The organism is Prevotella sp. P5-50 (genome assembly GCF_002251295.1).
Taxonomy (GTDB): Bacteria; Bacteroidota; Bacteroidia; order Bacteroidales; family Bacteroidaceae; genus Prevotella.
Genome location: NZ_NPJA01000050.1, coordinates 58,618 through 84,391 on the forward strand (window position 1 = coordinate 58,618; position 25,774 = coordinate 84,391).

Consider the following 25,774-nt stretch of genomic DNA (forward strand, 5'->3'; position numbering starts at 1 on the left):
ATAACGTGGACCCGTAAGTGTGATACAAAAAAAAACAAATGAACTATGCAACATACAGACATCATATTCCCTTTAGCAAAAATCAATCTCGGCCTCAATGTCGTAGAGCGCAGACCTGATGGATATCACAACCTTCAGACCGTGTTCTATCCAGTCCCTATCATGGATGCTCTTGAAGTGTCTGAGATGAACGATGCCTTTCCATCTACCGTTGACTGCGACCTGAAGGTGACTGGTATTGACGTAGAAGGTGACGAACAACGCAATCTGGTGGTGCGCGCCTACCATCTGTTGAAAGATGAGTTTCCAACATTGCCACGACTGCACACCCACCTCTACAAAGGCATTCCTACACAGGCTGGAATGGGTGGAGGATCAAGTGACTGTGCTGCCATGCTGACTCTGCTGAACAGAATGGGAAATCTCAACCTCACAGCGTCACAACTCATAGAACGGGCTGCAAGACTTGGAGCCGACTGTCCGTTTTTCATTCTCAACAAACCTGCTTATGCGGAAGGGATTGGCGAACGGTTACGTCCTATCTCATTGGATTTGAAAGGATGGTATCTCTGTGTGGTACGCCCCAATATCCCTGTCCCCACACGTGAAGCCTTTGCTCATATCACCCCACGTCATCCTGAACATTGTTGCCTTGATATCGTTTCGCAACCTGTGGAAACATGGCGCGACCTACTGGTCAACGATTTCGAATATAGTGTCTTTCGTGCACACCCACAGTTGGCTGCCGTCAAAAGGCAACTCTACAACCTTGGTGCAGTCTATGCAGCAATGAGCGGTAGCGGTAGCGCCCTTTTCGGTCTTTTCCGTAGGCCTGTCAGTTTTCCATGCACCTCACCCGATACATTCACCACTTGTCTGCAACTCTAAAATGAATAAACAATAATACAAAGCTTATGATTGATGCCATTAGACAAAACGAGATTCTCGAACTGATGAAACGAGAGATTGTACCCGCCGTTGGATGCACAGAACCTATGGCAGTAGCCCTTTGTGTGGCACGTGCCACAGAACTCCTTGGTAGAACTCCCGACCATATCAATGTCCTACTCAGTGCTAACATTCTAAAAAATGCTATGGGAGTAGGAATTCCCGGCACGGGTATGATTGGTTTGCCCATTGCCATTGCTTTGGGTGCGCTGATTGGCTGTTCTGACTATCAACTCGAGGTCTTGAAAGACCTTGATGCACAGTCTCTTGAACTCGGCAAACAATATGTCAAGGACAACCATATCAACATCGGTCTCAAGGCTGACGCTTGCGATAAACTATACATCGAGGTAGAATGTAGTTCCGACGATTCTTCCCTACCTCATCATGCCACAGCCATCATCTCAGGCGACCATACCAATATCGACTATCAGGCAACGGATGACAAAGTCCTTGTTGACCACCGCAAGCCTGCTACATCGGAAGAGGGTGAAGAACACGTCTCCTTGACCATGCAGACAGTCTATGACTTTTCCATCTCTGCTCCCATAGACGAACTCCGTTTTATTCTGCAAACAAAAGAGTATAACATGCGTGCGGCTGCCGAAGCTGTCAAAGGCAATTATGGTCATTGTTTAGGTAAGACGATGGACCGTCCACTCAGCCATGGCATTTTTGGCAATACCATGTTTTCCCATATCATCTCCAAGACAGCCTCTGCTTGTGACGCTCGTATGGGAGGTGCTATGATTCCCGTAATGAGTAACAGCGGTTCGGGCAATCAGGGAATCTGTGCCACCAATCCTGTTGTAGTATTTGCTGAGGAGAATGAGAATACCGAGGAAGAACTCATCCGTGCCTTAACGTTAAGTCACCTCACCGCCATCTATATCAAACAAAGTCTCGGCAGACTGAGTGCCCTCTGCGGTTGTGTTGTGGCCAGTATCGGTTCCAGTTGCGGTATTACTTACCTCATGGGCGGCCAATATGCAGATATCTGCCACTCCGTGAAGAATATGATAGCCAACTTAACAGGAATGATTTGCGACGGAGCAAAACCCAGTTGTTCATTAAAGATCTGCTCTGGTGTTTCCACAGCATTACTCTCTGCCCTATTGGCTCGTGAAGGCAAGCATGTCACCGAAGCAGAAGGTATTATAGACCATGATGTGGATTGTTCTATCCGCAACCTGACGAGTATCGGCAAGGAAGCGATGTGTGCTACCGATGAAATGGTATTGACTATCATGACCAACAAATCATAACGTACGATACGACGATTGTCGCTTATCAGTCGGTATAAAACCCAACAAGACTGGCCTATCATGAAGGTCAGTCTTGTGTTTTATTGATATCGTATAAGACTGGTTGTCAGATATATCTTCATATGCAATCGGTCGTCAGAATGGGACATCAACTATGTTTGATTTCTATGTCACGTCGCACGTTGTCTCTGATTTTTGTTAGATACGCTTTCATGCCCACAGCATCACGATTGTCGATAATCTCTAGCAACTCTTTCAACTCTGTGCGAATCTGAGCCACCTGATCATGGGTATAGGGATTGAAAAGGATTTCCTGCAATAGGTAATCATCTTCGTTGAGAACCCCTTGAGCAATCTTCATGTGACGCTTGAACGTTGTTCCTGGCGCATCCTGATGTTTCATAACGGCAGCAAAGACGAAGGTTGAAACAAATGGGATAGAGAGGGAGTAAGCAACTGTTCTGTCGTGTTCGTCAAATGAATACTCATAGATATTCAGTCCCAGTTTCTGATAGAGGTCCTTGAAGAAGATGCGTCCCATATAGTCACCTTCGTTGATGATAATGGCATTTTCCTCTGACAACTGCTGCAGATTGGCAAATGTAGGTCCAAACATCGGGTGTGTAGAAACATAAGGATGACCTGTCTTTTCATAGAAGTCTTTCAGACCTGTTTTAACCGATGAAATATCGCTGATAATACAGTCCTTCGGGAGGAAAGGCATCACCTCTTCAAATGCCGCGATAGTATATTTCACGGTAACGGCATTGATGACGAGTTCTGGTTTAAACTGTCTGATTTCCTCTAAATCAGCAAAGCGCTGACAGTTATAGGTAAACCGCATTCGCCTGGCGTCTTTTTCATAGACCGCCACTTCATGGTCAAAGCTCAGCAGGTCTATGAAGAAGCTCCCCATCTTTCCTGCCCCTAATACGAGTATTTTCATTTGTTGATGATTTCTATCTGTTGTCTTACTGATTCTTCGTGAATGTTTTCAAATACCTTGGCAACAAACTCTGGTGCCATGCCGCAGAGTGCACCTTGTGCACCTCGTTTGTCGAGGATTTCGTTATAACGTGATGTCTGAAGTACGGTCATGTTGTGTTCTTTCTTGTAGTGACCTATCTCACGGCAGACACGCATACGTTTTGAGAGCATTTCCATGAGCTGGTTGTCTATCTCGTCAATCTGCTTGCGGAGTTGTACGATACCCTCTGTGGTGACAGTTTCATCACGTATAACGAGCAACGAGAGGATGTAGTCAAGAACATCGGGAGTCACCTGCTGTTTAGCGTCGCTCCATGCCTTGTCTGGATCGCAATGGCTTTCTACAATCAGTCCGTCAAAACCAAGGTCCATGGCTTGTTGACAGAGCGGAGCAATCAGTTCGCGTCGTCCTCCGATATGACTGGGGTCGTTGACGATAGGAAGATCGGGAATGCGTCTGTGCAGCTCGATGGGAATCTGCCACGTGGGCAAGTTACGGTAAATCTTATTGTCGTAGCTTGAGAATCCGCGATGAATGGCTCCGAGCCTCTTGATGCCTGCAAGATTGAGGCGTTCCAGTGCTCCTATCCATAATTCGAGATCTGGGTTGGTTGGATTTTTCACCAATACGGGCACGTCTGTACCTTTCAACGCATCTGCGAGGGCTTGCATGGCAAAGGGGTTTGCTGTGGTTCTTGCTCCTACCCACAACACGTCGATACCATATTTCAGAGCGAGTTCCACATGTTCTGGCGTTGCAACTTCTGTGGCTGTCAACATGCCTGTTTCCTTTTTCACCTGTTGCATCCATGGCAACGCTTTTTCTCCGTTACCCTCAAATCCTCCTGGCTTTGTTCTGGGTTTCCATATTCCTGCACGAAACATGTGGCATCCGTAATTGGCCAGTTGTCGTGCTGTGGTCATCACCTGCTCTTCTGTCTCTGCACTACAAGGTCCTGCAATGACGAAGGGACGTTCGTTGTCACTCGGAAGTCTCAAAGGTTCTAATTCCAATTCCATAATATCTTGTTTTTGTTTTTATCTGTTATTTATTATTTACTGCTAAATAGCTTATTTTCTCATCATATCTGCAATACGTGTTAGTGCCTCCTGTAGTTTTTCCTCTTTGGCACAGAGGGAGATGCGAATATAACGTTTGCCGTTGGATCCAAAGATGAATCCTGGTGTAATGAATACCCGTGCATCATGGAGTACCTTTTCTGTCAACTGTTCCACATCATCATACTGATCAGGTATTTTTCCCCACAGAAACATTCCTACCTGATGGGGATCGTAACTGCAATGGAGCGTTTCCATAATCTGCTCTGCATAGTGTCGGCGACGGCGATAGGTGTCGATATTTGCCTCTTGATGCCATTCGTCGCTATTGTCGAAGGCTGTTGCGGCAGCCAGTTGCAGTCCTCTGAATGTTCCACTGTCTACATTACTCTTCACCTTCAGAATCCATGATATAAACTGAGCGTTGGTAGCACAGAGTCCTACGCGCCATCCTGGCATATTGTGTGATTTCGACATGGAGTTGAACTCGATACAACAGTCTTTTGCTCCCTCTACCTGAAGAATTGAGAGGTGTTCTTCATTGAGGATAAAGGAATAGGGATTGTCGTTGACCACTACGATATGGTGTTTCTTGGCAAAGTCAACCAGTCTTTCATAGGTTTCGCGCCTTGCATTTCCTCCTGTGGGCATATTGGGATAATTGGTCCACATGAGTTTCACCTTGCTGAGGTCCATCTGCTCCAGTTCGTCGAAATCCGGTTGCCATCCATTGGCCTCCACAAGATTGTAGTTGACCACCTTTGCTCCAAGGAGTTTGCTCAGCGAGGTATAGGTAGGATAACCTGGATTGGGTACGAGGACTTCATCGCCAGGATTGACGAAGGCGAGCGTCACATGGAGAATGCCCTCTTTCGAACCGATGAGTGGCAATACTTCAGTTTGAGGATTGAGTTGCACTCCATACCATCTATTATAGAATCCTGCCATCGCCTGTCTTAGTTCTGGCGTTCCCATGGTCGGTTGATAGCCATGCGCGTCTGGCTGTTTGGCCACCTCACAGAGCTTGTCAATAGTCTGTGGTGACGGGGGCATATCCGGACTTCCAATGGCAAGGCTGATAATATCCATACCTTGTGCGTTGAGTGCAGCCACTTCTTTGAGTTTTCGGCTGAAATAGTATTCACTAACGAGTGTAAGTCTGTCTGCTGGTTGTATCATGACGTGTTATTGTTATTGTTCAAGTAAATTTCTGTCTGTCAATTCTCTCGATATTCGCCCAGTACGGTGAGTTCCTTGGTCAAAGGCATAATAGCGTCAACGGCCTGTCTATACCGTGTAAGACTGTTGTAGGTCACATCCACATAGAACAGGTATTCCCATTCGTGTCCGATGACCGGGAGCGACTGTATCTTCGTGAGGTTGATCTTATAGAACGAAAGTATGCTGAGCACCTGAGAGAGCGAACCTTCCTCGTGAGGTAATGAGAATACCAGACTTGCCTTGTTGGCTTTCTCCAAGGGTCTGAGGAAGTCTGCTTTCTGTGGCTGACAAGTGACCAGGAAACGTGTGAAGTTATGCTTGTTGTCTTCAATATGGTCTTCCAGTATCTTCAGTCCGTAGAGTTTGGCAGCCTCAGCACTACAGATGGCTGCCCATCCGTGATGTTGATGTTCCTTGATATCCTTGGCACTTCCTGCTGTATCTTCGCCTTCCACATTTTTGATGTTAGGATGTTGTGCCAGAAACTGTCTGCATTGCATTAATGCAACAGGATGTGAGTGTACCTCTGTAATGGTGTCCCACGAATCGTCAGGCAGACAGCAGATGCAATGTGAGATATGCAGTTTGTATTCCCCTACTACGGTTGCTCCCGACGAACGTAACAGTTCGTAATTATGGAGTAGCGAACCGGCAATAGTATTTTCTATAGCTGTCATTCCTATCATGGTAGGATCCTGCTTCATATGCTCAAACACCTCCTCGAAGGTGGCGCAGCAAACGAGTTGTATCTGTTCTCCTTCAAAATACAGGTGTGCTGCCATATCATGAAACGATCCTATGATTCCTTGTATTGCGATTCTTTTCATTATCTTTTTTATCTTTATATTAAAAGAAATCCCGCTTTCACATGTAAGTGAAGCGGGACCTTATTATCGTTCGTTGTTAGTTCATTTCAAGTTACGGCCAACCGCTTCACAGTATCCTGTAAAGTAAAAGTAATAACCGTAAAAGAATGCCTTGTTGTCTAACATATTTCTTGTTTTTAAATATTAACGCTTGCAAAAGTATAATATTTCCACCAATTATGCAAACATTTTAATGGAAAATATACCAAAGAGATGTGAATTTCTTATTTTTCTTATGATTCACCTTATTTATATATTATAGTTTCGCTTTTGACCAAACTTCATCTTTCTGATATGTTTCAAGGATGCTTATCCCATCCTCCTCCCATTTTCAACGCAGTTTCTGGGACTTACTTGGAACTTACTCGGGACTTACTGTTTACGTACAAAGAATGGTTATGTTCCGAAGGCATCCCGAAGCCGAGAGCAAAGACTAAAGTTCACTTTTTGGTTATGCCGAGGCAAAAATGACTCGACCATAGGTCAAGGCATCCCGTATTCATCCCGAAGCCGAGAGCCGAGCTGAAAATATAATGAAAGGACTCACGCAACCGCTATTCTAAAGAATCGTTAAAACAAAGGAAAATATCGAAGAATAAGAAGATACTTTCTACTAACTGGAACGAAACGTCTATCACATTTTTATATATCAGATATTCTGTCTAATTTTGCAACGTGAAAATACAACACAAGTAATCATAGGCATATATATTAATTAAGGTATGAAAAGGACAACACTAATGGTAACGGCAATAGCTATAGCGCTATCGGCCAGCGCCCAGAAAAAATGGACGCTGACTGAGTGTATAGACTATGCGTTACAGAACAACATTACCCTACAACAGGCGAAATTGCAAAAACAATCGGCTACGGAGGAACGCAAACAGGCTAAAGCGGCACTACTGCCATCGCTGTCGGCATCAACAAACCAATCATTTGGCTACAGACCGTGGCTGGAAAATGGTGTCGCTACCGTGACAAACGGTACGGTAAACTCGAAGGTCAACAAGACCTATTATAATGGAAGCTATGGCATCAACGCACAATGGACGGTATGGAACGGAAACCAAAACCGGAATCAAGTGAAACTCGGCGAGGTTAGCGAACAACAGGCAGAACTGCAAACCGAAACGACCGCTAACAATATTCAAGAGCGGATTGCTCAGCTCTATGTGCAGATCCTATATATGAACGAAGCCGTGGAGGTCAATAAACAAAGTCTCGAAACTAGTAAAAGGAACGAGCAACGTGGTAAAGAAATGGTTGAGGTGGGTAAAATGGCAAAGGCTGACCTCGCACAACTCACAGCACAACGGGCTGCCGACGAATATACCATCGTAGAGGCTGAGAGCAATATCGCTAACTATAAGCTACAGTTGAAGCAACTACTGGAACTCACAGGAGATGAGGCTTTTGACATCGAAATGCTAACAGCAGGCGACGAACAGGCTTTAGCTGAAATTCCTGCTCTATCTACGGTCTATGAGACAGCTCTGGGCGGAAGACCGGAAATCAAAAATGCACAACTGGGATTGAAACAAAGCGACATACAGATGAATATCGCCAAGGCTGGTGCCATGCCTACCATCAGCATCAACGGAGGTGTGGGCACCAGTACGGCATCGATGAGCTCTCAAAACTGGGACAAGCAGATTAAAACAAATTTCGATGCTTCGGTGGGTGCTTCTGTTAGCGTACCGCTCTTCGATAACAGAAAGACAAAAACAGCTGTCAATAAGGCACGTATCCAACGGGAACAGGCTCAACTGGAACTGCTCGACCAACAGAAGCAACTCTATGCCACCATCGAAGGCTACTGGCTCGACGCTGAAACAAACCAACAGAAATTCAAAACGGCATTGACTACCGTTGAGAGTGAACAGGCAAGCTATGACTTGCTCGAAGAGCAGTTTCGGCTCGGTCTCAAAAACATCGTTGAACTGATGACTGGAAAAGACCGGTTGCTCTCGTCACAACAAAATAAATTGCAGGCGAAATACACCACTATCCTCAACCGTCAGTTACTCCGCTTCTACCAAGGCGAGAAAATGACATTATAACATAAACAACATATCTAACAGAAACATAATACCACAACAATATGAATATCAAGAAAATAGGTATAGCAGCAGCTGCTATAGTACTCATCGCCATAGTGGCTTTCTTGCTGACAGGCAACAAAAAGGAACAGAAAGTGACATACACAACCGCAAAGGTGGAACGCCAGAATATTGAGAATACCGTCACAGCAACTGGTACCATAGAACCTGTGACTTCTGTTACCGTGGGTACTCAGGTTAGCGGTATCGTCTCTAAACTCTATGTGGATTACAACTCGGTGGTGAAAAAAGGACAGGTCATCGCTGAACTCGATAAGACCAACCTCATCAGCGAACTGAATACAGCTAAGGCTAACCTGTCGAGTGCACAGAGCACGCTGAACTACGAAAAGACTAACTTCGGAAGATACAAAACCTTGTATCAGAAGGGACTGGTTAGTGCGGATGACTATGAGAATGCGCGTCTTTCCTATGACAAGGCTCGACAGCAGGTGGTTTCAGCCAAAGAGAATGTACAGAAGGCACAAACCAACCTGGGCTATGCCACGATCACCTCACCTATTGATGGTGTGGTGCTGTCCAAATCGGTAGAAGAGGGACAGACCGTTGCGGCATCATTCAACACACCTGAACTGTTCACTATTGCCAAAGACTTGACCGACATGCGCGTGATTGCCGATATCGACGAGGCTGACATAGGTGGTGTAAAAGAGGGACAACGCGTGACATTCACAGTGGATGCCTTCCCCGATGACTTGTTTGAAGGTGAAGTGACTCAGGTTCGCCAACAGGCTACTACTGAGAGTAATGTCGTGACTTACGAAGTGGTGATCTCGGCACCAAACAAAGATCTGAAACTGAAACCGGGACTGACTGCCAATGTCACCATCTTCACACTGGAGAAGAAAAATGTTACGGCTGTACCTGCCAAGGCATTACGCTTTACACCCAACGAAACCCTGCTGCAAGAAGGACAGACCATTGCAGATTGCAAGGGTGATCACAAGGTGTGGACACTCGAAAATAATGTCTTCAAGGCTCATGCCGTTGAGATTGGTACAACCAACGGTACTACAACAGAGATTACCGGTGGCATCAAAGAGGGTACTGAGGTTTTGATTGATTTCAATATCATGGGTGGTAACGAGGCTGAAGGCCAAGACCAGCAGGCAAGGAATCCCTTCATGCCTAAACCACGCGACAACAAGAAAAACAACCAGAAGAAGTAAGTACTATGGCTGAAGAGAAAAGAAAAACAGTCATCGAACTGCAGAATGTGAAACGTTACTTCCAGGTAGGAAGTGAGACGGTGAAGGCACTAAGGGGTGTCTCCTTCAAAATCTATGAGGGCGAGTTTGTCACCATTCAGGGCACATCGGGTTCTGGAAAATCTACACTCCTCAACCAGTTGGGATGTCTCGACACACCTACCAGCGGAGAATACTTCCTTGACGGAGTGGCTGTACGCACCATGTCGAAGACGGAACGGGCACACCTGCGCAACAACAAGATTGGTTTTGTGTTTCAAAACTACAACCTGTTGGCTAAGACAACGGCTGTAGAGAATGTTGAACTGCCGCTCATGTACAACAACAAGTATAATGCAGCACAACGTCGTGAGGCTGCCGTTAAAGCTCTGCAGGCTGTAGGACTGGGCGACCGTCTGGACCATAAGTCTAATCAGATGTCGGGTGGTCAGATGCAACGTGTGGCAATTGCCAGGGCTCTTGTCAACGACCCTGCCGTACTTTTAGCTGACGAAGCTACGGGTAACCTTGATACGCGTACATCGTTTGAGATGCTCGTGCTCTTCCAAGAACTCTACCGACAGGGACATACCATCATCTTCGTGACCCATAATCCGGAAATTGCGGAGTATTCTAGTCGTAACATCAACCTCCGTGACGGTAAGATACGTGAAGATACCATCAACACCAATATCAAGTCGGCGGCAGAAGCACTCGCTGCATTACCGAAACCGCAAGACGATTAAACTCACATACTATATATTGAACCCATCAGATTATGAACATACTCAATCTTTTCAAAGTCAGTATCAGGGCTGTCGCCAACAACAAGATGCGATCCTTCCTCTCCATGCTTGGCATCATCATCGGTGTGGCAGCGGTCATCATCATGATGTCTATCGGACAGGGATCTAAAGAGAGTATCCGTGCGGAACTCTCTACCATGGGCACCAACCTGATCAATATCCGACCGGGGGCTGATATGCGTGGCGGCGTACGCCAGGACCCGTCAAGCATGCAAACCTTGAAGATGGCTGACTATGAACGCATCATGCGCGAGAAAAAATATGTGACGAATGTTTCTCCTGAGGTCACAGCAAGCGGACAGGCTATCTATGGCAACAGCAATACCAATACTACGGTATATGGAGAAAGTCCGGAATACCTCGACATCAAGCAATGGACCATAGAACAGGGCGACTGCTTTACACAGGAGGATATCAAAAAGGCGGCTAAGGTGTGTGTCGTTGGTACTACCATCGTCAAGGAACTCTATGGAGAAGGGGCTGATGTCATCGGCAAGACTATCCGCTTCAAATCCATACCGATGCGCATCATCGGCGTACTGAAGTCGAAAGGCTACAACAACTGGGGTATGGACCAGGACAACGTCATCATCGCTCCCTATTCTACCGTCATGAAACGCATCGCGGCACAGACGTGGTTCTCCAGCATTGTGTGTTCGGCAATTACCGAAGAACTGAGCGATGCGGCCATCGAAGAACTCACACAGATTCTTCGCGACAACCACAAACTGAAAGGTGATGCTGCCGATGATTTCACCATCCGTTCACAGGCTGAGATGATGGAGACCATGTCATCCACCATGGATACCGTGACCATCATCCTCGTGGTGGCTGCTGCCTTCTCACTCCTTGTGGCTGGTATCGGTATCATGAATATCATGCTGGTCAGCGTGACCGAACGCACCAAGGAGATTGGATTGCGTATGGCTGTGGGAGCCACAGGACCGGTCATCTCATTGCAGTTCTTGATAGAATCCGTACTCATCTCTGTAACAGGTGGACTACTCGGCATACTCGTAGGATGCTCGGCAAGCGAATTTATCGTACCGATGTTCAATATGCCGTCAAGTGTTCCTGCATGGAGCATCTACGTATCATTCTTTGTCTGTGTCTGCATCGGTGTGCTCTTCGGCTACATTCCGGCACAGAAGGCTGCTAATATGGACCCAATAGAAGCTATTCGACATGAATAAACGTTTAGAGATTCTCATCCACATCGCCATCTGGATTGTTATCATCCTTTTACCGCTGATGTTCATGAATCATGGCAGAGGTATGTCCGTCAGTCAGTTTATGCTGACCACAACGGTACCGCTGACATTCATGGCTGTGTTCTATATCGATTACCTATGGCTCACCCCAAGGTATTTCGTAACAGGACACCGCACGCAGTTCTTTGTGACCAATACCTTCATAGTCATCGTGCTCGGCATTGCCCTTCACCTCTGGATGAGTCTGTCACACGACATGCTGGGACATAACCACAGGGAACCGCCGTTGATATTGACCATTGCTTTTGTCATACGCGACATTGTCAACCTCGTCATTGCGGCGGCAATTGCCACCCTACTTCATCTCGCCTTGCAGTGGCAGACAGCAGAAGAGGCACGAAAAGAGGCTGAACTGAGCAATCTTCGTTCACAGATCAATCCTCATTTCCTGCTCAACACGCTCAACAACATCTATGCGCTGACTGCTATCAATACCCAGAAGGCACAGGAGGCGATACAAGATCTCTCTAAGATGTTACGACACATTCTCTATGACTATCAGCGATCGGAGATAGAACTGCGCGATGAGGTGGAGTTCCTAAAAAACTATATCCGACTCATGAAACTGCGTCAGGGGCCGTCGGTAGAAGTCAATACCTTGTTTCATATCACCAACGAACAACAGAAAGTGGCTCCAATGATCTTCATCTCACTGGTGGAGAACGCCTTCAAACATGGAGTAAAACCTGCCGTTCCCTGTACCATCAATATTACCATCCAAGCCAATGACAGACAAATCGTCTGCGACATCGTCAACTCCAACCACCCCAAGACTTCAACTGACAGGAGTGGACACGGCGTGGGACTCGAACTTGTAAGACGACGATTGGAACTGGCTTATAAAGGACGCTATGAATGGACGCATGGCGTTAACGATAATCAAAAAATGTATCATTCTACCATTACAATTAAATTATGAACATCACTTGTGCTATCATCGACGATGAACCGTTGGCAATTGAACTCCTGAAGAGTTATGCCGAAAAGACACCATTTCTCGAACTACAAGGTTCGTATGGAAGCGCTATCGAGGCTATGAAGGTGCTACGCGACAATCCTGTTGACCTGCTCTTTCTCGATATCCAGATGCCAGAACTGTCAGGCATAGAATTTGCCAGAATCGTTCCTAAAACAACAAAAATCATTTTCACCACCGCTTTCCAACAGTATGCCCTGGATGGCTATAAGGTTAAGGCACTCGACTATCTGCTCAAACCCATTGCCTACGAAGACTTCCTGGTTGCTGCCAACAAAGCGCTGGAATGGTTCAGGGTATTCCGCAAACAAGAGACTTATATGCGCGACCGCTTTATCTTTGTCAAGAGCGATTATAAATTGGTACGCATTGACCTCGACAACATCCTGTATGTTGAAGGACTCAAAGACTATGTCCGCTTCTATCTCGACGACGGTAGGAAAATCATGTCACTCATGAACATGAAGAAACTCGAAGAGTTCCTTCCCAGACCGGAGTTCCAGCGCACACACCGCTCCTATATCGTGCACATGAGCAAGGCGGAATCTATCGACCGCTTCCGTATCGTCTTCGGCAAGGAGTTTATCCCCGTATCTGAATCCTACAAAGACAACGTTCAACAGTATATCGATGCGCATACGCTGGCATAAGATGCACAGCACGATTGCCATCGGGCATACCAACAAAAAAGCAGGCTCCCAACAAAGGAGTCTGCGTTTTTTATAGCGTAATAATTAGATTGTTACATATTCATACCACCGTCAATCTGAATCACCTGACCTGATACATAGCTTGACATATCAGAAGCCAGGAACAGACAAACATTAGCGATATCTTCTACCTGTCCGCCACGACGGAGAGGAATCTTCTTCATCCAGTCCTTACGAATCTCTTCTGGCAGTTGTGCCGTCATGGCAGTCTCAATGAAACCAGGAGCTACGGCATTGGCACGTACACCCTTAGGACCGAGTTCCTGAGCAATAGACTTTGCCAAACCAATCATACCTGCTTTAGAAGCAGAGTAGTTACACTGGCCTGCATTACCGTGTACACCTACCACACTCGACATATTGATGATAGAACCCTTACGCTGGCGCAACATGATAGGAGCGCAAGCATGAATGAAGTTGAAAGCTGATTTCAGATTGACATTCAATACTGCATCCCACTGGGCCTCTGTCATACGGAGCATCAGACCATCCTTGGTGATACCGGCATTGTTCACCAGTACATCAATAGAACCGAAATCCTCCTTGATTTTGTTGACCACAGCCTCTGTCTCTGCAAAGTCAGCAGCATTTCCTGCATAGGCATTACATTTCACGCCAAGAGCCTCAATTTCCTTGCGGGTAGCCTCAAGGCCTGCAGCCATATCATCGTTGAGTACAAGATCTGTAAATGCAATGTTAGCGCCTTCCTGGGCAAATTTCATAGCAACGGCTTTGCCGATACCACGTGCTGCACCTGTAATGAGGGCAGTCTTTCCTGTTAATAATCCCATAATGTGTTTATTTGTTTATGTTATATGTTTTATTGTTAGTGTTACTATTCCTGTCAAATCATCGGTCACTGTTCTTCTTGAAGTTTCCCAATGCGCCATACACAAATTTGGCAACCTGAGGTTTGGTGGCTTCTTCTGTCATTCCATGGGCAATACGACCATAGATATAAGGCACTTCAAGTCCCTTGATACAATAGTGGGTGATGTCAGCTACAAGATCTACGTTTTCTATGTCAAACTCGCCTGCCTCCTTGCCCTCTGTATATACCTTACGGAACAATTCCACTTCTGCATCATCAAAGTTCTTACGCACCTTCTCCACCATCCATATATTACGGAAAAACTCAGCACGTAGATTACCGTTACGCACCACCGTCTCACGGATCATACTCAGATGGGTGTATATCAATTCTATCACCTTATCCTGTGGACGGATACGCTTAGCAGCTACCTCATCCAATTTATCAGACAGGCGCTCCAGTTCGCACTCAATGACAGCAAAATAAATATCTTCCTTGGATTTAAAATAGGTATATAGCGTGCGACGTCCTTTGCCAGAGGCAATGGCAATGTCGTTCATCGTCGTGTTTTCCATTCCGTTTTTGGCAAACAACTGACGGGCTACATCTACTAATTTTTGTCGCGTCTTTGATATTGACATAGTATGACTCCTCCTATTTTTCTATTGCACATGTATGCATACGTGTGCAAAATTACACATTTCTTTTCTATTGTGCAAACAATTTCCGTTATTTTGTTCTATTTGGAGGAAAATCAAAAAATTATCGCATAAAAATTTGGTATTTTCAAAAATAGTTTGTACCTTTGCACCCGCAATTAAGAAATACAGCGGAGTGGAGCAGTTGGTAGCTCGCCAGGCTCATAACCTGGAGGTCGCATGTTCGAGTCCTGCCTCCGCAACTAATCAAATCGCAACATTCTGATAATCAGCTGTTGCGATTTTTTATATTCATGGAGTGTTTTGGTTAAAGGTTAGAGGTTAAAGGTTAGAGATTTTTGTTAAGATTTTAGTTTAGATTTCGAGCCTGTAAGGCGATCCCCATTAAACCCCTCCTGCAGAGCAACGTACTGTTGCGCATTTTCAGTTAGGATTCTTCTAAAGATTTTGATACACAAGCAAAAACGGGCTGAAAGCCCAATGGTTTCCCTAGCCCAGGGCAACACCCTGAGGAAGAGCGCATTTTGTTTAGGATTTTCTTTAAAGATTTTGTTTCCGTATAAATTCCGTCTAAATTCCGATGATAATAATCCACGGAACACACGGAAGACACGGAAAGAGATTCTAGTTAAAGATTATCGTTAAGATTATCGTTAAGATTTCGAGCATCTCCGATGCGATCCATAATAAAACCCTTCCCAAAAGCGAGGTACTCGAGCGCATTTTGTTTAGGATTTTCTTTAAAGATTATAGTTTCTTGGTTATTGAATTATTTCTGGCCCCCGGCCATTCTTTATTATTAAGATTTCCTCCAAGATTTCTAGCGTAGCTACTAAAAAAATCCTGTCCTCCGTGGATAAAATTCCGATGATCCGTGTCCTCATGCAACAATCAAGGTTAAAAAAACAAAATTCATAGCCATTCCTTGCATCGTTTCATTTTTTTGTTTTAACTTTGTGCTATTAGAAACAATAACTAACAATATAAACAATATAAATGAATTATGGAAAACAACACTGAGTTGATCGCCCAATGCGAAGCACGGGCAAAAGAATGGCTCTCACCAGCCTTTGATGAAGAGACACGCAAAGCAGTACAGGCCATGCTCGACAATGCCGACAAGACCGACCTTATCGACGCCTTCTACCAGAACCTCGAATTCGGAACAGGAGGACTCAGAGGCATCATGGGAGCAGGAACCAACCGCATGAACAAATATATCGTAGGCATGGCCACACAAGGTTTTGCCAACTATATCCTCAAAGCATTCCCCAACCGCAACGACCTCGCCGTAGTAGTAGGCCACGACTGCCGTAACAACGGACGTATGTTTGCAGAAACCGTAGCAGACATCTTCTCTGCCAACGGCATCAAGGTATATCTCTTCGAGAGCCTGCGCCCCACACCAGAGATCTCCTTCGCCATCCGTCAGCTCCATTGTCAGGCAGGTGTCAACGTCACTGCCTCTCACAACCCACGTGAGTACAATGGCTATAAAGCCTATTGGGATGATGGCGCACAGGTATTGGCACCCCACGACAAAGGTATCATCGATGAAGTCAATAAAGTCACCATCAACGATGTGAAGTTTGAAGGCAACAAAGACCTCATCGAGATTATCGGTGGAGAAATGGACTGGGACTACCTCCAGGCAGTCAAAGAGGCCATGGTAGATCAGGATGTCATCCTGCGCAACAAAGACCTCAATATCGTCTATTCGCCCATGCACGGCACAGGACGCGTCATCATTCCCGAAGCACTGCGCTCATGGGGATTCCAAAACATCCACGTCGTACCCGAACAGATGGTCATCGACGGCAATTTCCCCACTGTAGTATCACCCAACCCCGAGAATCCTGAAGCCATGACACTCGGTATGAAACTCGGAACACGCCTCAATGCCGACCTCGTCATAGCATCCGACCCCGATGCCGACCGTCTCGCCATTGTCTGCCGCAATGCCAAGGGCGAATGGGAAATCCTCAATGGTAACCAAACCTGCATGATGTTCTGCTGGTATATCATCGCCAACAAGAAGAAGCTCGGTCAACTCAAGGGCAACGAGTTCCTCGTCAAGACCATCGTCACCACAGAAGTTATTGCCGAGATAGCCAAGAAGAACGGTGTAGAACTGCGTGACTGCTATACAGGCTTCAAATGGATTGCCAACGAGATTAGAATCTCAGAAGGCAAACAGAAGTATATCGGTGGTGGTGAAGAATCATTCGGATTCCTCCCCTTCGACAAGGTACGCGAAAAAGCCCCCCCCGCCTCTATCTGCCTCATCTGCGAGATAGCAGCATGGGCAAAAGACAACGGCAAGACCCTCTACGACCTCCTCATGGACATCTATGCCGAATACGGATTCTCTCGCGAGTTCACCGTCAATGTAGTACGTCCAGGAAAGACAGGAGCCGACGAGATCAAACAGATGATGGCAGACTTCCGTGCCAATCCCCCACAGGTATTGGGTGGTGCCAAGGTAGTGCTGTGGAAAGACTACCAGTCACTCGAAGCCAAGCATGCCGACGGCACAGTAGAGAAGCTCAACATGCCCGCCACCTCTAATGTACTCCAGTGGTTCTGTGAAGACGGCACCAAGATCAGCGTACGTCCTTCAGGTACCGAACCCAAGATCAAGTTCTACCTTGAAATCAAAGATGCCTCATTCAAGTGTGCAGGCTGCTACGAGCGTTGCACCAAAGCAGCCGACCAGCGCATTGAAGCCATCAAAAAAGATTTGAAACTCGACTAACCCTCCCCCACTTCCACAGGAAGATACGACGCCACCCTGTTCTCACCGAACCCAGGGTGGCGTTTTCATTGTCAGATATTAGTGTTTAGTTTATAGGATATGGGATATGGGATATGGGATATGGGTTATAGGTTATAGGTTATAGGTTAGTGTTTAGTGTTTAGTGTTTAGTGTTTAGAGTTTAGAGATTCTAGTTTAAGATTATAGTTAAGATTTCGAGCATCAACGATGCGATCCATAAAAAAAATCCTTCCCAGAAGCGAGGTATTCGAGCGCATTTTCAGTTAGGATTCTTCTAAAGATTTTGATACACAAGCAAAAACGGACTGAAAGCCCAATGGTTTCCCTAGCCCAGGGCAACACCCTGAGGAAGAGCGCATTCTAGTCAGGATTTTATTTAAAGATTATAGTGAATTGAATATATTTCTTGCGTCAGCAACATCTTAAAAAAGATTTTCTCCAAAGATTTCTAGCCTTTAGGCTACTAAAAAACCACCCACAGAACACAGATTTTGTTTAAAGATTCTCCTCAAGATTCTAGTTTGGATGTCGAGCATCAACGATGCGATCCATAAAAAAAATCCTTCCCAGAAGCGAGGAACTCGAGCGCATTTTGGTCAAAGATTATAGTTAAAGATTATGTTGTAGCTGCCTACCTTAGTGATAGATTATTTCTGGCCATAGGCCATATTTTTATTAAAGATTTCCCCCAAAGATTTCTTGCGAAGCAACTTCCAAAATAATTCCGTTTAAATTCCGATGATCCGTATCACATTCACTCTAACAGCCTCCCAGGATGTTCCAGTTCTTCTACCAGTTTATCTACAATCGTGCAAGGCTTATGCATCGCATAGTTGCCATCATTATGTAATGCCCGAAGTTGTTTTGCAAAGCGCTTGGCCAAGTCCTCACGACCATACTGCTGAAGTAAGCTGTATATATCGGGATTTCCTTTCCGATACTTAAAGCCTTCATCGCCCATCTTCTTACGAAAGGCATCTTGCAATTTGTCAATGTAGGCCTCGCGGCTAATGGCTGTGTCAAGATACTCAAAATGCAAATAGTACCAGAGTTCAAAGGCTTCATTCGTCCAGGCACTTTGGAAACCCAACTTATGGGCTTTCTTGATGGCATCGTTAAAATCATCGAAATCATCCTTGTCAAATACCACCCACACACGGTCAAAAGACATGGCATTTTTACGCTCCAGTTCTGTCTTGATTTCCTGTGTTCTGTCAATCAAAGCTACCGTAGCCCTACCTTCGCCCTCAATCGTCACCTCACGGACAGTAGAAATGTAGTTCTTGATTAGAGCCTCAAAGTAATGCGGCTCTGTCTTCGTACCTTCACAGACTATGAGGAAACGCACGAGCTTTTCACGAACATTCTCCTTGCGTTTCTTGGCAGCCTTGGCTTCTTTTCGTTCCCGCCTCAGTTTTGCGATTTCTTCTTTTCTCGAATATCCCATAGCAGTACTCTATTTTCCAATGAAAGGTATAGCGCCATATCGTCCGCGAATATAATCTCGCTTGATGTCACGATCATTGCGCACTTTCTTTCCATCCTCATCCTTGAATTCCACAAGAGAATAGATATCTGTAGCCTCCACCGTATCCTTCTCAGCGAACCAGATTTGGTCACGCCGAATAATTTCCAAATCAAGCAGATTTGTATCGTGAGTAGCGAAGATCAACTGTGCACCATGTCTGTTCTTCTCTGGATCCATGAATAGAAGTACGATGTTCCGAGTCAGTAATGGGTGAAGCTTTGCATCAAGTTCATCAACAATCAGAGTCTTGCCCTCGTTCAGCGTATCAAATATAGGGCCGGAAATCTCTATAACTTTCTTCGTCCCCTCAGACTCCATCTGATTCTTGTGGAAATTGCGTTCCCCTATCACAAGACCATTTTCATTATAGACATTATGAGTAGTAATTGGCTCAACAAAACTACCTGTCACAATATCCTTTTCAAGCTGTGCCCTTATAGACAGAGGAGCACTATCTAAGGCTTCTTTGGGAATATCTACTTTCTTTACAGAAAATCGGGTAAAGCCCAGTTGCAGAGTTTTAAAAAACTCCTGAGCCTGATCAGCTCCATTCAAATGCTCCAAAAACATTCTGAGCGTAAAGGCCTCATAACCTTCACTATCGATTCCTGATAGTACATTACATTCACCAAACCAGCCCATTATCGAATTGGACTTTTCACCCTTCAGCTGAGCAACAAGTGACAGAAAGAGACGATTCGAATTGGTCAGATCTTCTTTTCCTTGACCTTCAGGGAATCTTTTCTCAGACACTTCAATGATGTCTCGCGAGCGCATGAAGAGTTCATACTCTTTCTCGCCAAATCGCTTCTCATAAAGCCACTCAGAGATAATATCGGTTTTGTTGTATTCAAAACCATAGCGATATAGGACCTCACCTTTTATAAACTGTATCTCAAACAACGTAGGTTGCGAGTCAGAATTTTCATCCAATGCAAAAGGGTCGTAAGGTAGCGCATCACCTTCATTCAAACGCACAGAACGTCTGACCATACTTCGCATAGTAGATATTGCCAGAATGAAATTACTCTTGCCACTAGAATTTGCACCATAGAAAACTGCCAACGGAAGCAGCTTGTATTTACCTTTGTTGATGACAGACTTTTTATGTTCCTTTATGGAACTCGCCTCCATACCAAAAGTTCGTTCCTGTTTAAAAGAGCGATAATTCTTAACTGTGAAATTTACTAGCATATCTCAATTTTTTGTGCAAAGATACAAATAACAATCGGCATAACCTGTAAATTACGAGAAAATATCTCAAAAATCAAGACGTTTTAACACAAACAACCTATTTAACAGCCCAAAAATTAGAAAAAAAAACACATTTTTCATTGTAAGCCATCAGCGAACCCCGTCTTGCAGAGTTCCTCCTAAAATGTTAGAGAGATTTTCAAAATCTTGCAGGATTCTCCAAGATTCTCGGAATAAGTCCAGGATTCTTTGAGGATTTTCAAAGGATCTCAGAGGATGCCCTGCTGCTTGAGCCTGTGCGACAGGAGTGTAACTCCGTAACTCCGTAATTCCGTAACTCGCCCCAGCTGCTAAAATCATAATCCTTGATGTCGCTCACGATTCCTGCCTTCACTGGATTCTGGTGTATATATCTCAGAAGCGTTACGAAATAAGCCATGTCGTTCACCGGCTCACTCTTAAAGCGTTCTTTAAACAAGTGCCCGTCACGTCCATACTTCTTATTATAGTAATACACATAAGAACTTGCTATACGCTTAACCGTCTCCCCCACCTTCTCCTCACGCTCACGAATCAAAAGGTGGAAATGATTAGTCATCAGGCAATAGCCATAATAGGTGCAGTTCGTTCCACAAGGAAGCCCGTTGTCATCCGTACGCAGGCGCATCCGATCAAGAGTATTGATAAACTGCCAATTATCCTCTTCATCTTCAAGGCTGCGATTAAGCGAGTACAATGCCTAGCTCGCTTGAGCATTGTCGAGCGTGAGCAGGCTCGACCGAAGGTCAGAGATATTCTGATGATTGATGCCACGCATCATCACATGAAATATCCCTGTGCACGATTCCTTCCTCGCCTGCCTCGGCATGCTTGTATTTTAGATCCGTTTATACCCTCAGTTTAAGCTGATGCCACTGACCTGTCCCTCTGGCATAATCACTTGCACCAATCATCATGCCAGGTGATGTCATCGCACTGAAGAAACTCGCAACGTGGAAAACGTACATTCCCGGTGATTTCATCTGCGTCGTAGTTACTAGCGAATATAAAGTACTCCGTAAGGTGTCTGTCACTCAGCCTGACGAGCAAAGCATCAACTTCACGCAAATGGTCGATGGCACTCCCGAAGAGTCCAGCATCCCCAAGGACATCATCGTAGAGATATACAAGGTCGTCGGCAACTACCGACGCCAGTAACCAAAACAGACATCCACCGACTCAGCTCACGAAAAAGCTGAATCGGGGGATGCCTGTATATATGCCGCTATAATGCAAAGCCGTTCATCTACGACTCCACATCTTCCATCTTACTTCTTACTTATCACATCTATTCAGCTCTTCCATCACCAATCCAACGGACACACCTTTCCCGTACCCAATGAACCCACCAAATCCGAAGTCCATAAGATATCCAGCCATCCCGCTATGATATGTATTATTGAGCTGCCTCATTCCTTTTCTTTATAATGTCCCGTATGTTGCGATATTATCGCAACAACTATTCATACTGATTCTTCCTCCTATACTGTTCCGTCAGTTCCAGAAGTTTTCTAAACTTCTCCACCCTATCCGTCTTCATCTTCCCCGCATTCAGGACTTTACGATTCGCCTTCACCCAGTTCAACATGTCATGCTCCTCAATCCGATGCTTCGATGGATTCCGTCGATTGCTTTCAACAAAATCAATCACCTCCTCATATCGTTTCAACCAGCGTTCATCCTGCGTCATAACATTCATTAATATCAATGGATTCTCGTTAAATACACATGGTCAAGTCTTTCATGGATAATCGAAGCCACTACCAGCACCTCAGCAAATTGCTCAAGCCTTACATCTTCATTTACTCTTGCGTTATGTGCTTTGGGATTTCTATACAGTCCATAAAAACCTATACAAAAATTCATAAATCCCTTTTGTTCGCTCTGTTCACTCTCGGTTTCTAACTTATTCAGAGCAAGAACGGGGATTCCTGATTGTCCTAGCGAAAAGCATGCAGTGACTAGAGAACCTCCATCTTGTTGTATTCCTGTCATCTTCCGTAATCTGTCAAATACACTTTTGGCAACCTCTTCCATCGCATGAAAATAGTCTTCATTAAGCCATTCTTCATCACAATACTTTATAATTTCGGAATGAATCTTCATTCCCCTAATTTTGTATTTAATTTTCCGTGACCGTTCCTTGGCTTCTGTAATAGTCTGAGCTTTCTTGCATTGTAGTATTTCACCTTTCTCGTTTATCTCATACCCTTCATACAACAGTTTCTCATTAATAGCAGCTCTTTCTAACTCAAACTGTTTATTGTCATCATATCGTTTGGGAGTAATCGTTTTTTGAATAAAATCAATCACGTTATTTCCGCAGCCATTCCGATTTTGAATGTTTTTGAACGCATAGTAAATTCTGTCAGACTTATTCGTGCCTTCTGCTTGAGGTATGTTACAAAGCGCAAGTATATCCGTTATCTTACTATGCGTTAGGATACCTGCTAGAACGCTAGCAAAATTCAGTAGAGCAAGGTCGTCAAATGTTGCAATCATTTCACTATTTTAAAAGATCAAACACCGCCGGAGTATTTACACAAGCCTTTTCTAGCACAGGTTTCCAATAGTTTACACCCATAAGATCCTGCATATCATTACATGTTCTATTTATACTGCTTATTATTTCAGTATCAGAAACACCTGGGGCATAATTACGAACAAAATATTCCAATTCTGTTATCACATCATCTGAGTTCTCCAGATAGCGATTGAGAAGGTCAAGTTTTTTATAGTGCTTCTCAATCCTTGTTTGAAGAACCGAGTCATAACCAACAGGAAATCTTAAGTAGAAATTAATTGCTATTTTTCCATTCGCCACGCTCACATCTGCAAAGAAGTATTGCACAGGTGGTATATCATCAATATAGAAATTAATAAAGCACCTCTTGTTATTCTCGTCAAGCCAATAATCATCCTTTTTGCTGTTGCAAGTCGAGCAGCAGGGAATTAGATTCCACGGCATACTGCTATACTCTGGGAATGGAGTCTTGGGCAGAATATGATCAAGCGTTCCCACTTTGTCAAGTTGGCAATATGGACATACATTACTGATACGGCCTTTGGATGTTGTGGTAAGTTCTATTTTCAACTCTTTGAACTTTTTGGCCCTATAGCTATAAAGACCGCGAAGCGCAACTGCTTTCCAATCTGACATTTTAAGTTGATGATTTCGCAATTCCTCCAGGGTATCAGCAGCCATCATTCTTTTGTAAAGACCAAAGCTTCTCCTTACTTTTCTTCTTAATAGAGACAATTTCTCTTTTCTGGACAGTTGTTTACGGTTCACAACCTCCTTGTGAAAACCATAAGGATTCTTACTGTATTTCGCCCGCTTCTTCATTATTTCTGTTTTGATAAAGACTTCTTAGATATACGTCCATACCGAGACTCAATGGAACATCATCACTTTCAAGCGAGGCTTTCAAGTCATCATAGCTGTAATAGCGTGCAAGTTCTGACAACCGTTTCTTATAGTTGCGCTGCACATTTTTCGAACCGAAAATGTCATCCGTTATTGTGTTTAGTCCAGAACCTATAGTCTCAACACCAGGTTTCCGCAAAATAACCATTTTGTCTTCACGCTCCATCACATACACACAGTCAGATGTTAGTTCCCTGACAAGTAATGGCGAATGCGTCACCATCACACAACATGATTGATACTCCTCCAGCATATCATCCAATGCGCTCAATAACTCTGCAATCGCATCAGGATGAAGATGGGTTTCTGGTTCATCAAGCAATAATAGTGAATCATAACGCATATCTGCCTCTAAACACATAAAGAGGTATAGCATTGTACTCTCACCTGAACTCATTTTTCTCAGGAGTTTGTTCAGCTTTGAGGTGTCTATGTCAAGGACGTCACGCTCATCTATACGCACCTTCACAAACAGTTCCTCTATCGCCTCTGTGAAAACAATTTTACCAAGTACTTGCTTCAGATGCTCAACCCTGCTATACATTCTTATTTTTTTAGTTGCATTTAGCAGTTCTGCTGTAAAATCATCTTTAGTTTTTGGCATCTGACCATCTCCAACACTCTTCGTAAGTCCAAAATGAAAATAATTCAGTTTAGCAGTATTCTCTGCAGTTTTGAAATTGTCAAATGTGCTATTCGCTATAGAAATCACTTTACTAAGAATCGGTTTTGCCGGAGTAAAAGCGTCTGAATTCTTATCAGACAAATCAATAGGCAACTGAGTTACGAATAGAGTCTTACCAACTCCGTTTTTTCCAATAACTGCATAAATACGTCTTTGCAGTAATTGTCTCTCATCCCTGAAGTTAAATTCGAACTCAACATCGTTTTCTGCATATATTGGACGAAAACGATATTTGAATCTGTATCTGTCCGCAACGTTTCTGCCTTGCAAAATAAGCTGCGCTTCGCGTATAAGTCTTTCTGCTTCGTTTTCCCTAATCAGGCAACTATAGTATAACGTATTTCTAAAAGCGTCATCTATCTGAGGAAAAATCGCAGCATCATTCAGTGCCATAAACACCGATTCATAACTATCCACGAAACGCCTTTTTATAGCTTTATAATAATTATCATTTTGTCCTAGTGAGCAAAAATCCTCTGGTAATCGTAGAAATTCATCTGGTAATCCATCATTTTTTACATAGTATCGATGCTCTTCAGTACATTCCATTGTGCTCTCTCGCTTAATTATTTTTACCAAGCCATACGAATCATAATCGTACTCCGTATGGAAGTAATATAGGTTGAATTGTACATGAGCATAGCCATCACTCCACCCATCTGCCACTAAAACAAAGCACGGATACTTCTTTGGTTTCTCAAACGAATCCAACTTGTGAGAATAGCCTCTTGGATTCTTAACCACAACAAATGGAATCTGGTTGGATGGTATATCACCAGAAGCAACTCCCCCAACAATTGGGGCAACCAAAAATTTGGGTCTGCTTTCATCATCATATCCGTACACCTGCAATTCAAAGCCATGTCGCTTTAAAATCTCTTCAACGCACGTCTTGTACCTTTCCCTTTGGTTTTCATTTGTCACGAATCTTTGGTCAACAACAGCCTCTATAAAATCTTGATATAAATCTAATGAGTCTAACAACCCGAGCCTTGTTATAAAGAGGTCGTCATCACTATAATCATTAGTATTATCGACCCAGTGTTTCTTAATATCACTATATAGATCATTATAGCGGTTATCATGTGAACGCATCGTCCTAAGTTCCCATATCGAAGATAGGAACTCCATGATAGTACCATATTCTTGAAGCGACTCAACTAGACCAAGCTCAATAATCTTCCTATAAATCGGAAGAAATTGCTCCTTTGTCAGAAAAGGGGTATTAGCGTTCATATT

23 protein-coding genes and 1 tRNA gene are annotated in these 25,774 nt (G+C 44.3%); 11 read left to right on the plus strand and 13 right to left on the minus strand.

The genetic code is table 11. The annotated features are described in order from the left end of the window. The first annotated feature begins 45 nt into the window (after window positions 1-45). Complete coding sequence (ispE, locus tag CIK88_RS10390) at window positions 46-888, plus strand: 4-(cytidine 5'-diphospho)-2-C-methyl-D-erythritol kinase (protein ID WP_094436297.1); 843 nt, start codon at window positions 46-48, stop codon at window positions 886-888. Between the two features lie 26 nt (window positions 889-914). Further along, window positions 915-2,213, plus strand: coding sequence for a serine dehydratase subunit alpha family protein (locus CIK88_RS10395; RefSeq protein WP_094436299.1), 1,299 nt, complete (start codon window positions 915-917; stop codon window positions 2,211-2,213). Window positions 2,214-2,361: 148 nt separating this feature from the next. Here CIK88_RS10395 and CIK88_RS10400 read toward each other — a convergent pair whose 3' ends face one another. The 4 genes from CIK88_RS10400 to CIK88_RS10415 are packed head-to-tail and all read right to left on the minus strand — an operon-like array spanning window position 2,362 to window position 6,307. Further along, window positions 2,362-3,159 (minus strand): prephenate dehydrogenase/arogenate dehydrogenase family protein, encoded by a 798-nt coding sequence (locus CIK88_RS10400; RefSeq protein ID WP_094436301.1) that lies wholly within the window; start codon window positions 3,157-3,159, stop codon window positions 2,362-2,364. Continuing rightward, a complete protein-coding gene (locus CIK88_RS10405) occupies window positions 3,156-4,220 on the minus strand; it encodes a bifunctional 3-deoxy-7-phosphoheptulonate synthase/chorismate mutase type II (RefSeq protein WP_094391652.1) in 1,065 nt (354 codons plus the stop codon). Before CIK88_RS10405 ends, CIK88_RS10400 begins: the two co-directional genes overlap by 4 nt. Before the next feature lie 51 nt (window positions 4,221-4,271). Beyond that, the gene (locus CIK88_RS10410) at window positions 4,272-5,438 is read right to left on the minus strand and encodes a pyridoxal phosphate-dependent aminotransferase (protein WP_094436303.1); all 1,167 of its coding nucleotides are present in this window, start codon (window positions 5,436-5,438) and stop codon (window positions 4,272-4,274) included. Between the two features lie 38 nt (window positions 5,439-5,476). Beyond that, the gene (locus tag CIK88_RS10415; RefSeq protein ID WP_094391650.1) at window positions 5,477-6,307 is read right to left on the minus strand and encodes a prephenate dehydratase; all 831 of its coding nucleotides are present in this window, start codon (window positions 6,305-6,307) and stop codon (window positions 5,477-5,479) included. A gap of 761 nt (window positions 6,308-7,068) precedes the next feature. On the opposite strand from CIK88_RS10415, the gene CIK88_RS10420 reads away from it, so the two are divergent. The 6 genes from CIK88_RS10420 to CIK88_RS10445 are packed head-to-tail and all read left to right on the plus strand — an operon-like array spanning window position 7,069 to window position 13,356. After that, a complete protein-coding gene (locus tag CIK88_RS10420) occupies window positions 7,069-8,406 on the plus strand; it encodes a TolC family protein (RefSeq protein WP_094436305.1) in 1,338 nt (445 codons plus the stop codon). Between the two features lie 41 nt (window positions 8,407-8,447). Continuing rightward, window positions 8,448-9,635 carry an efflux RND transporter periplasmic adaptor subunit gene (locus tag CIK88_RS10425; protein WP_094436307.1) on the plus strand — a complete coding sequence of 396 codons (1,188 nt, stop codon included), beginning with the start codon at window positions 8,448-8,450 and terminating at the stop codon, window positions 9,633-9,635. Between the two features lie 5 nt (window positions 9,636-9,640). Then, window positions 9,641-10,399: an ABC transporter ATP-binding protein gene (locus CIK88_RS10430; RefSeq protein WP_094391647.1), complete on the plus strand. Its 759-nt coding sequence runs from the start codon at window positions 9,641-9,643 to the stop codon at window positions 10,397-10,399. Window positions 10,400-10,431: 32 nt separating this feature from the next. Then, window positions 10,432-11,652, plus strand: coding sequence for an ABC transporter permease (locus tag CIK88_RS10435; RefSeq protein ID WP_094436309.1), 1,221 nt, complete (start codon window positions 10,432-10,434; stop codon window positions 11,650-11,652). Beyond that, entirely contained in the window at window positions 11,645-12,649 is a 1,005-nt protein-coding gene (locus CIK88_RS10440; RefSeq protein ID WP_254046887.1) for a sensor histidine kinase, read from the plus strand. The genes CIK88_RS10435 and CIK88_RS10440 overlap by 8 nt, the downstream gene beginning before the upstream one ends. Next, window positions 12,646-13,356, plus strand: a complete 711-nt coding sequence (locus tag CIK88_RS10445) for a LytTR family DNA-binding domain-containing protein (RefSeq protein ID WP_094436311.1) — start codon at window positions 12,646-12,648, stop codon at window positions 13,354-13,356. The genes CIK88_RS10440 and CIK88_RS10445 overlap by 4 nt, the downstream gene beginning before the upstream one ends. A gap of 92 nt (window positions 13,357-13,448) precedes the next feature. On the opposite strand, the gene fabG is transcribed toward CIK88_RS10445, so the two are convergent. Together fabG and CIK88_RS10455 are read right to left on the minus strand one after the other, a co-directional pair. Continuing rightward, the gene (gene fabG, locus CIK88_RS10450; protein WP_094391644.1) at window positions 13,449-14,207 is read right to left on the minus strand and encodes a 3-oxoacyl-[acyl-carrier-protein] reductase; all 759 of its coding nucleotides are present in this window, start codon (window positions 14,205-14,207) and stop codon (window positions 13,449-13,451) included. A 58-nt stretch (window positions 14,208-14,265) separates the two neighbouring features. Continuing rightward, on the minus strand, window positions 14,266-14,868 hold the full coding sequence (locus CIK88_RS10455) for a TetR/AcrR family transcriptional regulator (RefSeq protein ID WP_094391643.1): 603 nt from the start codon (window positions 14,866-14,868) through the stop codon (window positions 14,266-14,268). 187 nt (window positions 14,869-15,055) lie between these two features. Between CIK88_RS10455 and CIK88_RS10460 the strand changes: the two genes are divergently transcribed. Then, window positions 15,056-15,128: transfer RNA gene (locus CIK88_RS10460), tRNA-Met, on the plus strand. A 761-nt stretch (window positions 15,129-15,889) separates the two neighbouring features. Further along, window positions 15,890-17,641 (plus strand): phospho-sugar mutase, encoded by a 1,752-nt coding sequence (locus tag CIK88_RS10465; protein ID WP_094436313.1) that lies wholly within the window; start codon window positions 15,890-15,892, stop codon window positions 17,639-17,641. Window positions 17,642-18,416: 775 nt separating this feature from the next. Here the strand turns inward: CIK88_RS10465 and CIK88_RS10470 are convergent. The 3 genes from CIK88_RS10470 to CIK88_RS10480 all read right to left on the minus strand — a co-directional run bounded on the left by CIK88_RS10470 (window position 18,417) and on the right by CIK88_RS10480 (window position 21,051). Further along, the gene (locus CIK88_RS10470) at window positions 18,417-19,109 is read right to left on the minus strand and encodes an RloB family protein (RefSeq protein ID WP_094391641.1); all 693 of its coding nucleotides are present in this window, start codon (window positions 19,107-19,109) and stop codon (window positions 18,417-18,419) included. 9 nt (window positions 19,110-19,118) lie between these two features. After that, window positions 19,119-20,384: an ATP/GTP-binding protein gene (locus tag CIK88_RS10475; RefSeq protein ID WP_094391640.1), complete on the minus strand. Its 1,266-nt coding sequence runs from the start codon at window positions 20,382-20,384 to the stop codon at window positions 19,119-19,121. Window positions 20,385-20,643: 259 nt separating this feature from the next. After that, window positions 20,644-21,051 carry a transposase gene (locus CIK88_RS10480; RefSeq protein ID WP_094436315.1) on the minus strand — a complete coding sequence of 136 codons (408 nt, stop codon included), beginning with the start codon at window positions 21,049-21,051 and terminating at the stop codon, window positions 20,644-20,646. Between the two features lie 287 nt (window positions 21,052-21,338). Between CIK88_RS10480 and CIK88_RS10485 the strand changes: the two genes are divergently transcribed. Then, window positions 21,339-21,581, plus strand: a complete 243-nt coding sequence (locus CIK88_RS10485) for a hypothetical protein (RefSeq protein ID WP_094436317.1) — start codon at window positions 21,339-21,341, stop codon at window positions 21,579-21,581. A 301-nt stretch (window positions 21,582-21,882) separates the two neighbouring features. On the opposite strand, the gene CIK88_RS10490 is transcribed toward CIK88_RS10485, so the two are convergent. From CIK88_RS10490 to CIK88_RS10505, 4 genes are read right to left on the minus strand one after another with little or no spacing between them, the layout of a single operon-like run. Beyond that, window positions 21,883-22,122 carry a hypothetical protein gene (locus CIK88_RS10490; RefSeq protein WP_094436319.1) on the minus strand — a complete coding sequence of 80 codons (240 nt, stop codon included), beginning with the start codon at window positions 22,120-22,122 and terminating at the stop codon, window positions 21,883-21,885. 5 nt (window positions 22,123-22,127) lie between these two features. After that, window positions 22,128-22,925 (minus strand): TIGR02391 family protein, encoded by a 798-nt coding sequence (locus tag CIK88_RS10495; RefSeq protein ID WP_094436320.1) that lies wholly within the window; start codon window positions 22,923-22,925, stop codon window positions 22,128-22,130. A 4-nt stretch (window positions 22,926-22,929) separates the two neighbouring features. Beyond that, entirely contained in the window at window positions 22,930-23,769 is an 840-nt protein-coding gene (locus CIK88_RS10500) for an HNH endonuclease (RefSeq protein ID WP_094436322.1), read from the minus strand. Beyond that, complete coding sequence (locus CIK88_RS10505; protein WP_094436324.1) at window positions 23,744-25,771, minus strand: AAA family ATPase; 2,028 nt, start codon at window positions 25,769-25,771, stop codon at window positions 23,744-23,746. Before CIK88_RS10505 ends, CIK88_RS10500 begins: the two co-directional genes overlap by 26 nt. Window positions 25,772-25,774 lie beyond the last annotated feature (3 nt).

Bases quoted from the DNA above. Each gene is read 5' to 3' on its own strand.
- ispE (WP_094436297.1), top strand. From the start codon at position 46: ATGCAACATACAGACATCATATTCCCTTTAGCAAAAATCAATCTCGGC.
- CIK88_RS10395 (WP_094436299.1), top strand. From the start codon at position 915: ATGATTGATGCCATTAGACAAAACGAGATTCTCGAACTGATGAAACGA.
- CIK88_RS10400 (WP_094436301.1), bottom strand. From the start codon at position 3,159: ATGAAAATACTCGTATTAGGGGCAGGAAAGATGGGGAGCTTCTTCATA.
- CIK88_RS10405 (WP_094391652.1), bottom strand. From the start codon at position 4,220: ATGGAATTGGAATTAGAACCTTTGAGACTTCCGAGTGACAACGAACGT.
- CIK88_RS10410 (WP_094436303.1), bottom strand. From the start codon at position 5,438: ATGATACAACCAGCAGACAGACTTACACTCGTTAGTGAATACTATTTC.
- CIK88_RS10415 (WP_094391650.1), bottom strand. From the start codon at position 6,307: ATGAAAAGAATCGCAATACAAGGAATCATAGGATCGTTTCATGATATG.
- CIK88_RS10420 (WP_094436305.1), top strand. From the start codon at position 7,069: ATGAAAAGGACAACACTAATGGTAACGGCAATAGCTATAGCGCTATCG.
- CIK88_RS10425 (WP_094436307.1), top strand. From the start codon at position 8,448: ATGAATATCAAGAAAATAGGTATAGCAGCAGCTGCTATAGTACTCATC.
- CIK88_RS10430 (WP_094391647.1), top strand. From the start codon at position 9,641: ATGGCTGAAGAGAAAAGAAAAACAGTCATCGAACTGCAGAATGTGAAA.
- CIK88_RS10435 (WP_094436309.1), top strand. From the start codon at position 10,432: ATGAACATACTCAATCTTTTCAAAGTCAGTATCAGGGCTGTCGCCAAC.
- CIK88_RS10440 (WP_254046887.1), top strand. From the start codon at position 11,645: ATGAATAAACGTTTAGAGATTCTCATCCACATCGCCATCTGGATTGTT.
- CIK88_RS10445 (WP_094436311.1), top strand. From the start codon at position 12,646: ATGAACATCACTTGTGCTATCATCGACGATGAACCGTTGGCAATTGAA.
- fabG (WP_094391644.1), bottom strand. From the start codon at position 14,207: ATGGGATTATTAACAGGAAAGACTGCCCTCATTACAGGTGCAGCACGT.
- CIK88_RS10455 (WP_094391643.1), bottom strand. From the start codon at position 14,868: ATGTCAATATCAAAGACGCGACAAAAATTAGTAGATGTAGCCCGTCAG.
- CIK88_RS10465 (WP_094436313.1), top strand. From the start codon at position 15,890: ATGGAAAACAACACTGAGTTGATCGCCCAATGCGAAGCACGGGCAAAA.
- CIK88_RS10470 (WP_094391641.1), bottom strand. From the start codon at position 19,109: ATGGGATATTCGAGAAAAGAAGAAATCGCAAAACTGAGGCGGGAACGA.
- CIK88_RS10475 (WP_094391640.1), bottom strand. From the start codon at position 20,384: ATGCTAGTAAATTTCACAGTTAAGAATTATCGCTCTTTTAAACAGGAA.
- CIK88_RS10480 (WP_094436315.1), bottom strand. From the start codon at position 21,051: ATGCGCCTGCGTACGGATGACAACGGGCTTCCTTGTGGAACGAACTGC.
- CIK88_RS10485 (WP_094436317.1), top strand. From the start codon at position 21,339: ATGCCAGGTGATGTCATCGCACTGAAGAAACTCGCAACGTGGAAAACG.
- CIK88_RS10490 (WP_094436319.1), bottom strand. From the start codon at position 22,122: ATGAATGTTATGACGCAGGATGAACGCTGGTTGAAACGATATGAGGAG.
- CIK88_RS10495 (WP_094436320.1), bottom strand. From the start codon at position 22,925: ATGATTGCAACATTTGACGACCTTGCTCTACTGAATTTTGCTAGCGTT.
- CIK88_RS10500 (WP_094436322.1), bottom strand. From the start codon at position 23,769: ATGAAGAAGCGGGCGAAATACAGTAAGAATCCTTATGGTTTTCACAAG.
- CIK88_RS10505 (WP_094436324.1), bottom strand. From the start codon at position 25,771: ATGAACGCTAATACCCCTTTTCTGACAAAGGAGCAATTTCTTCCGATT.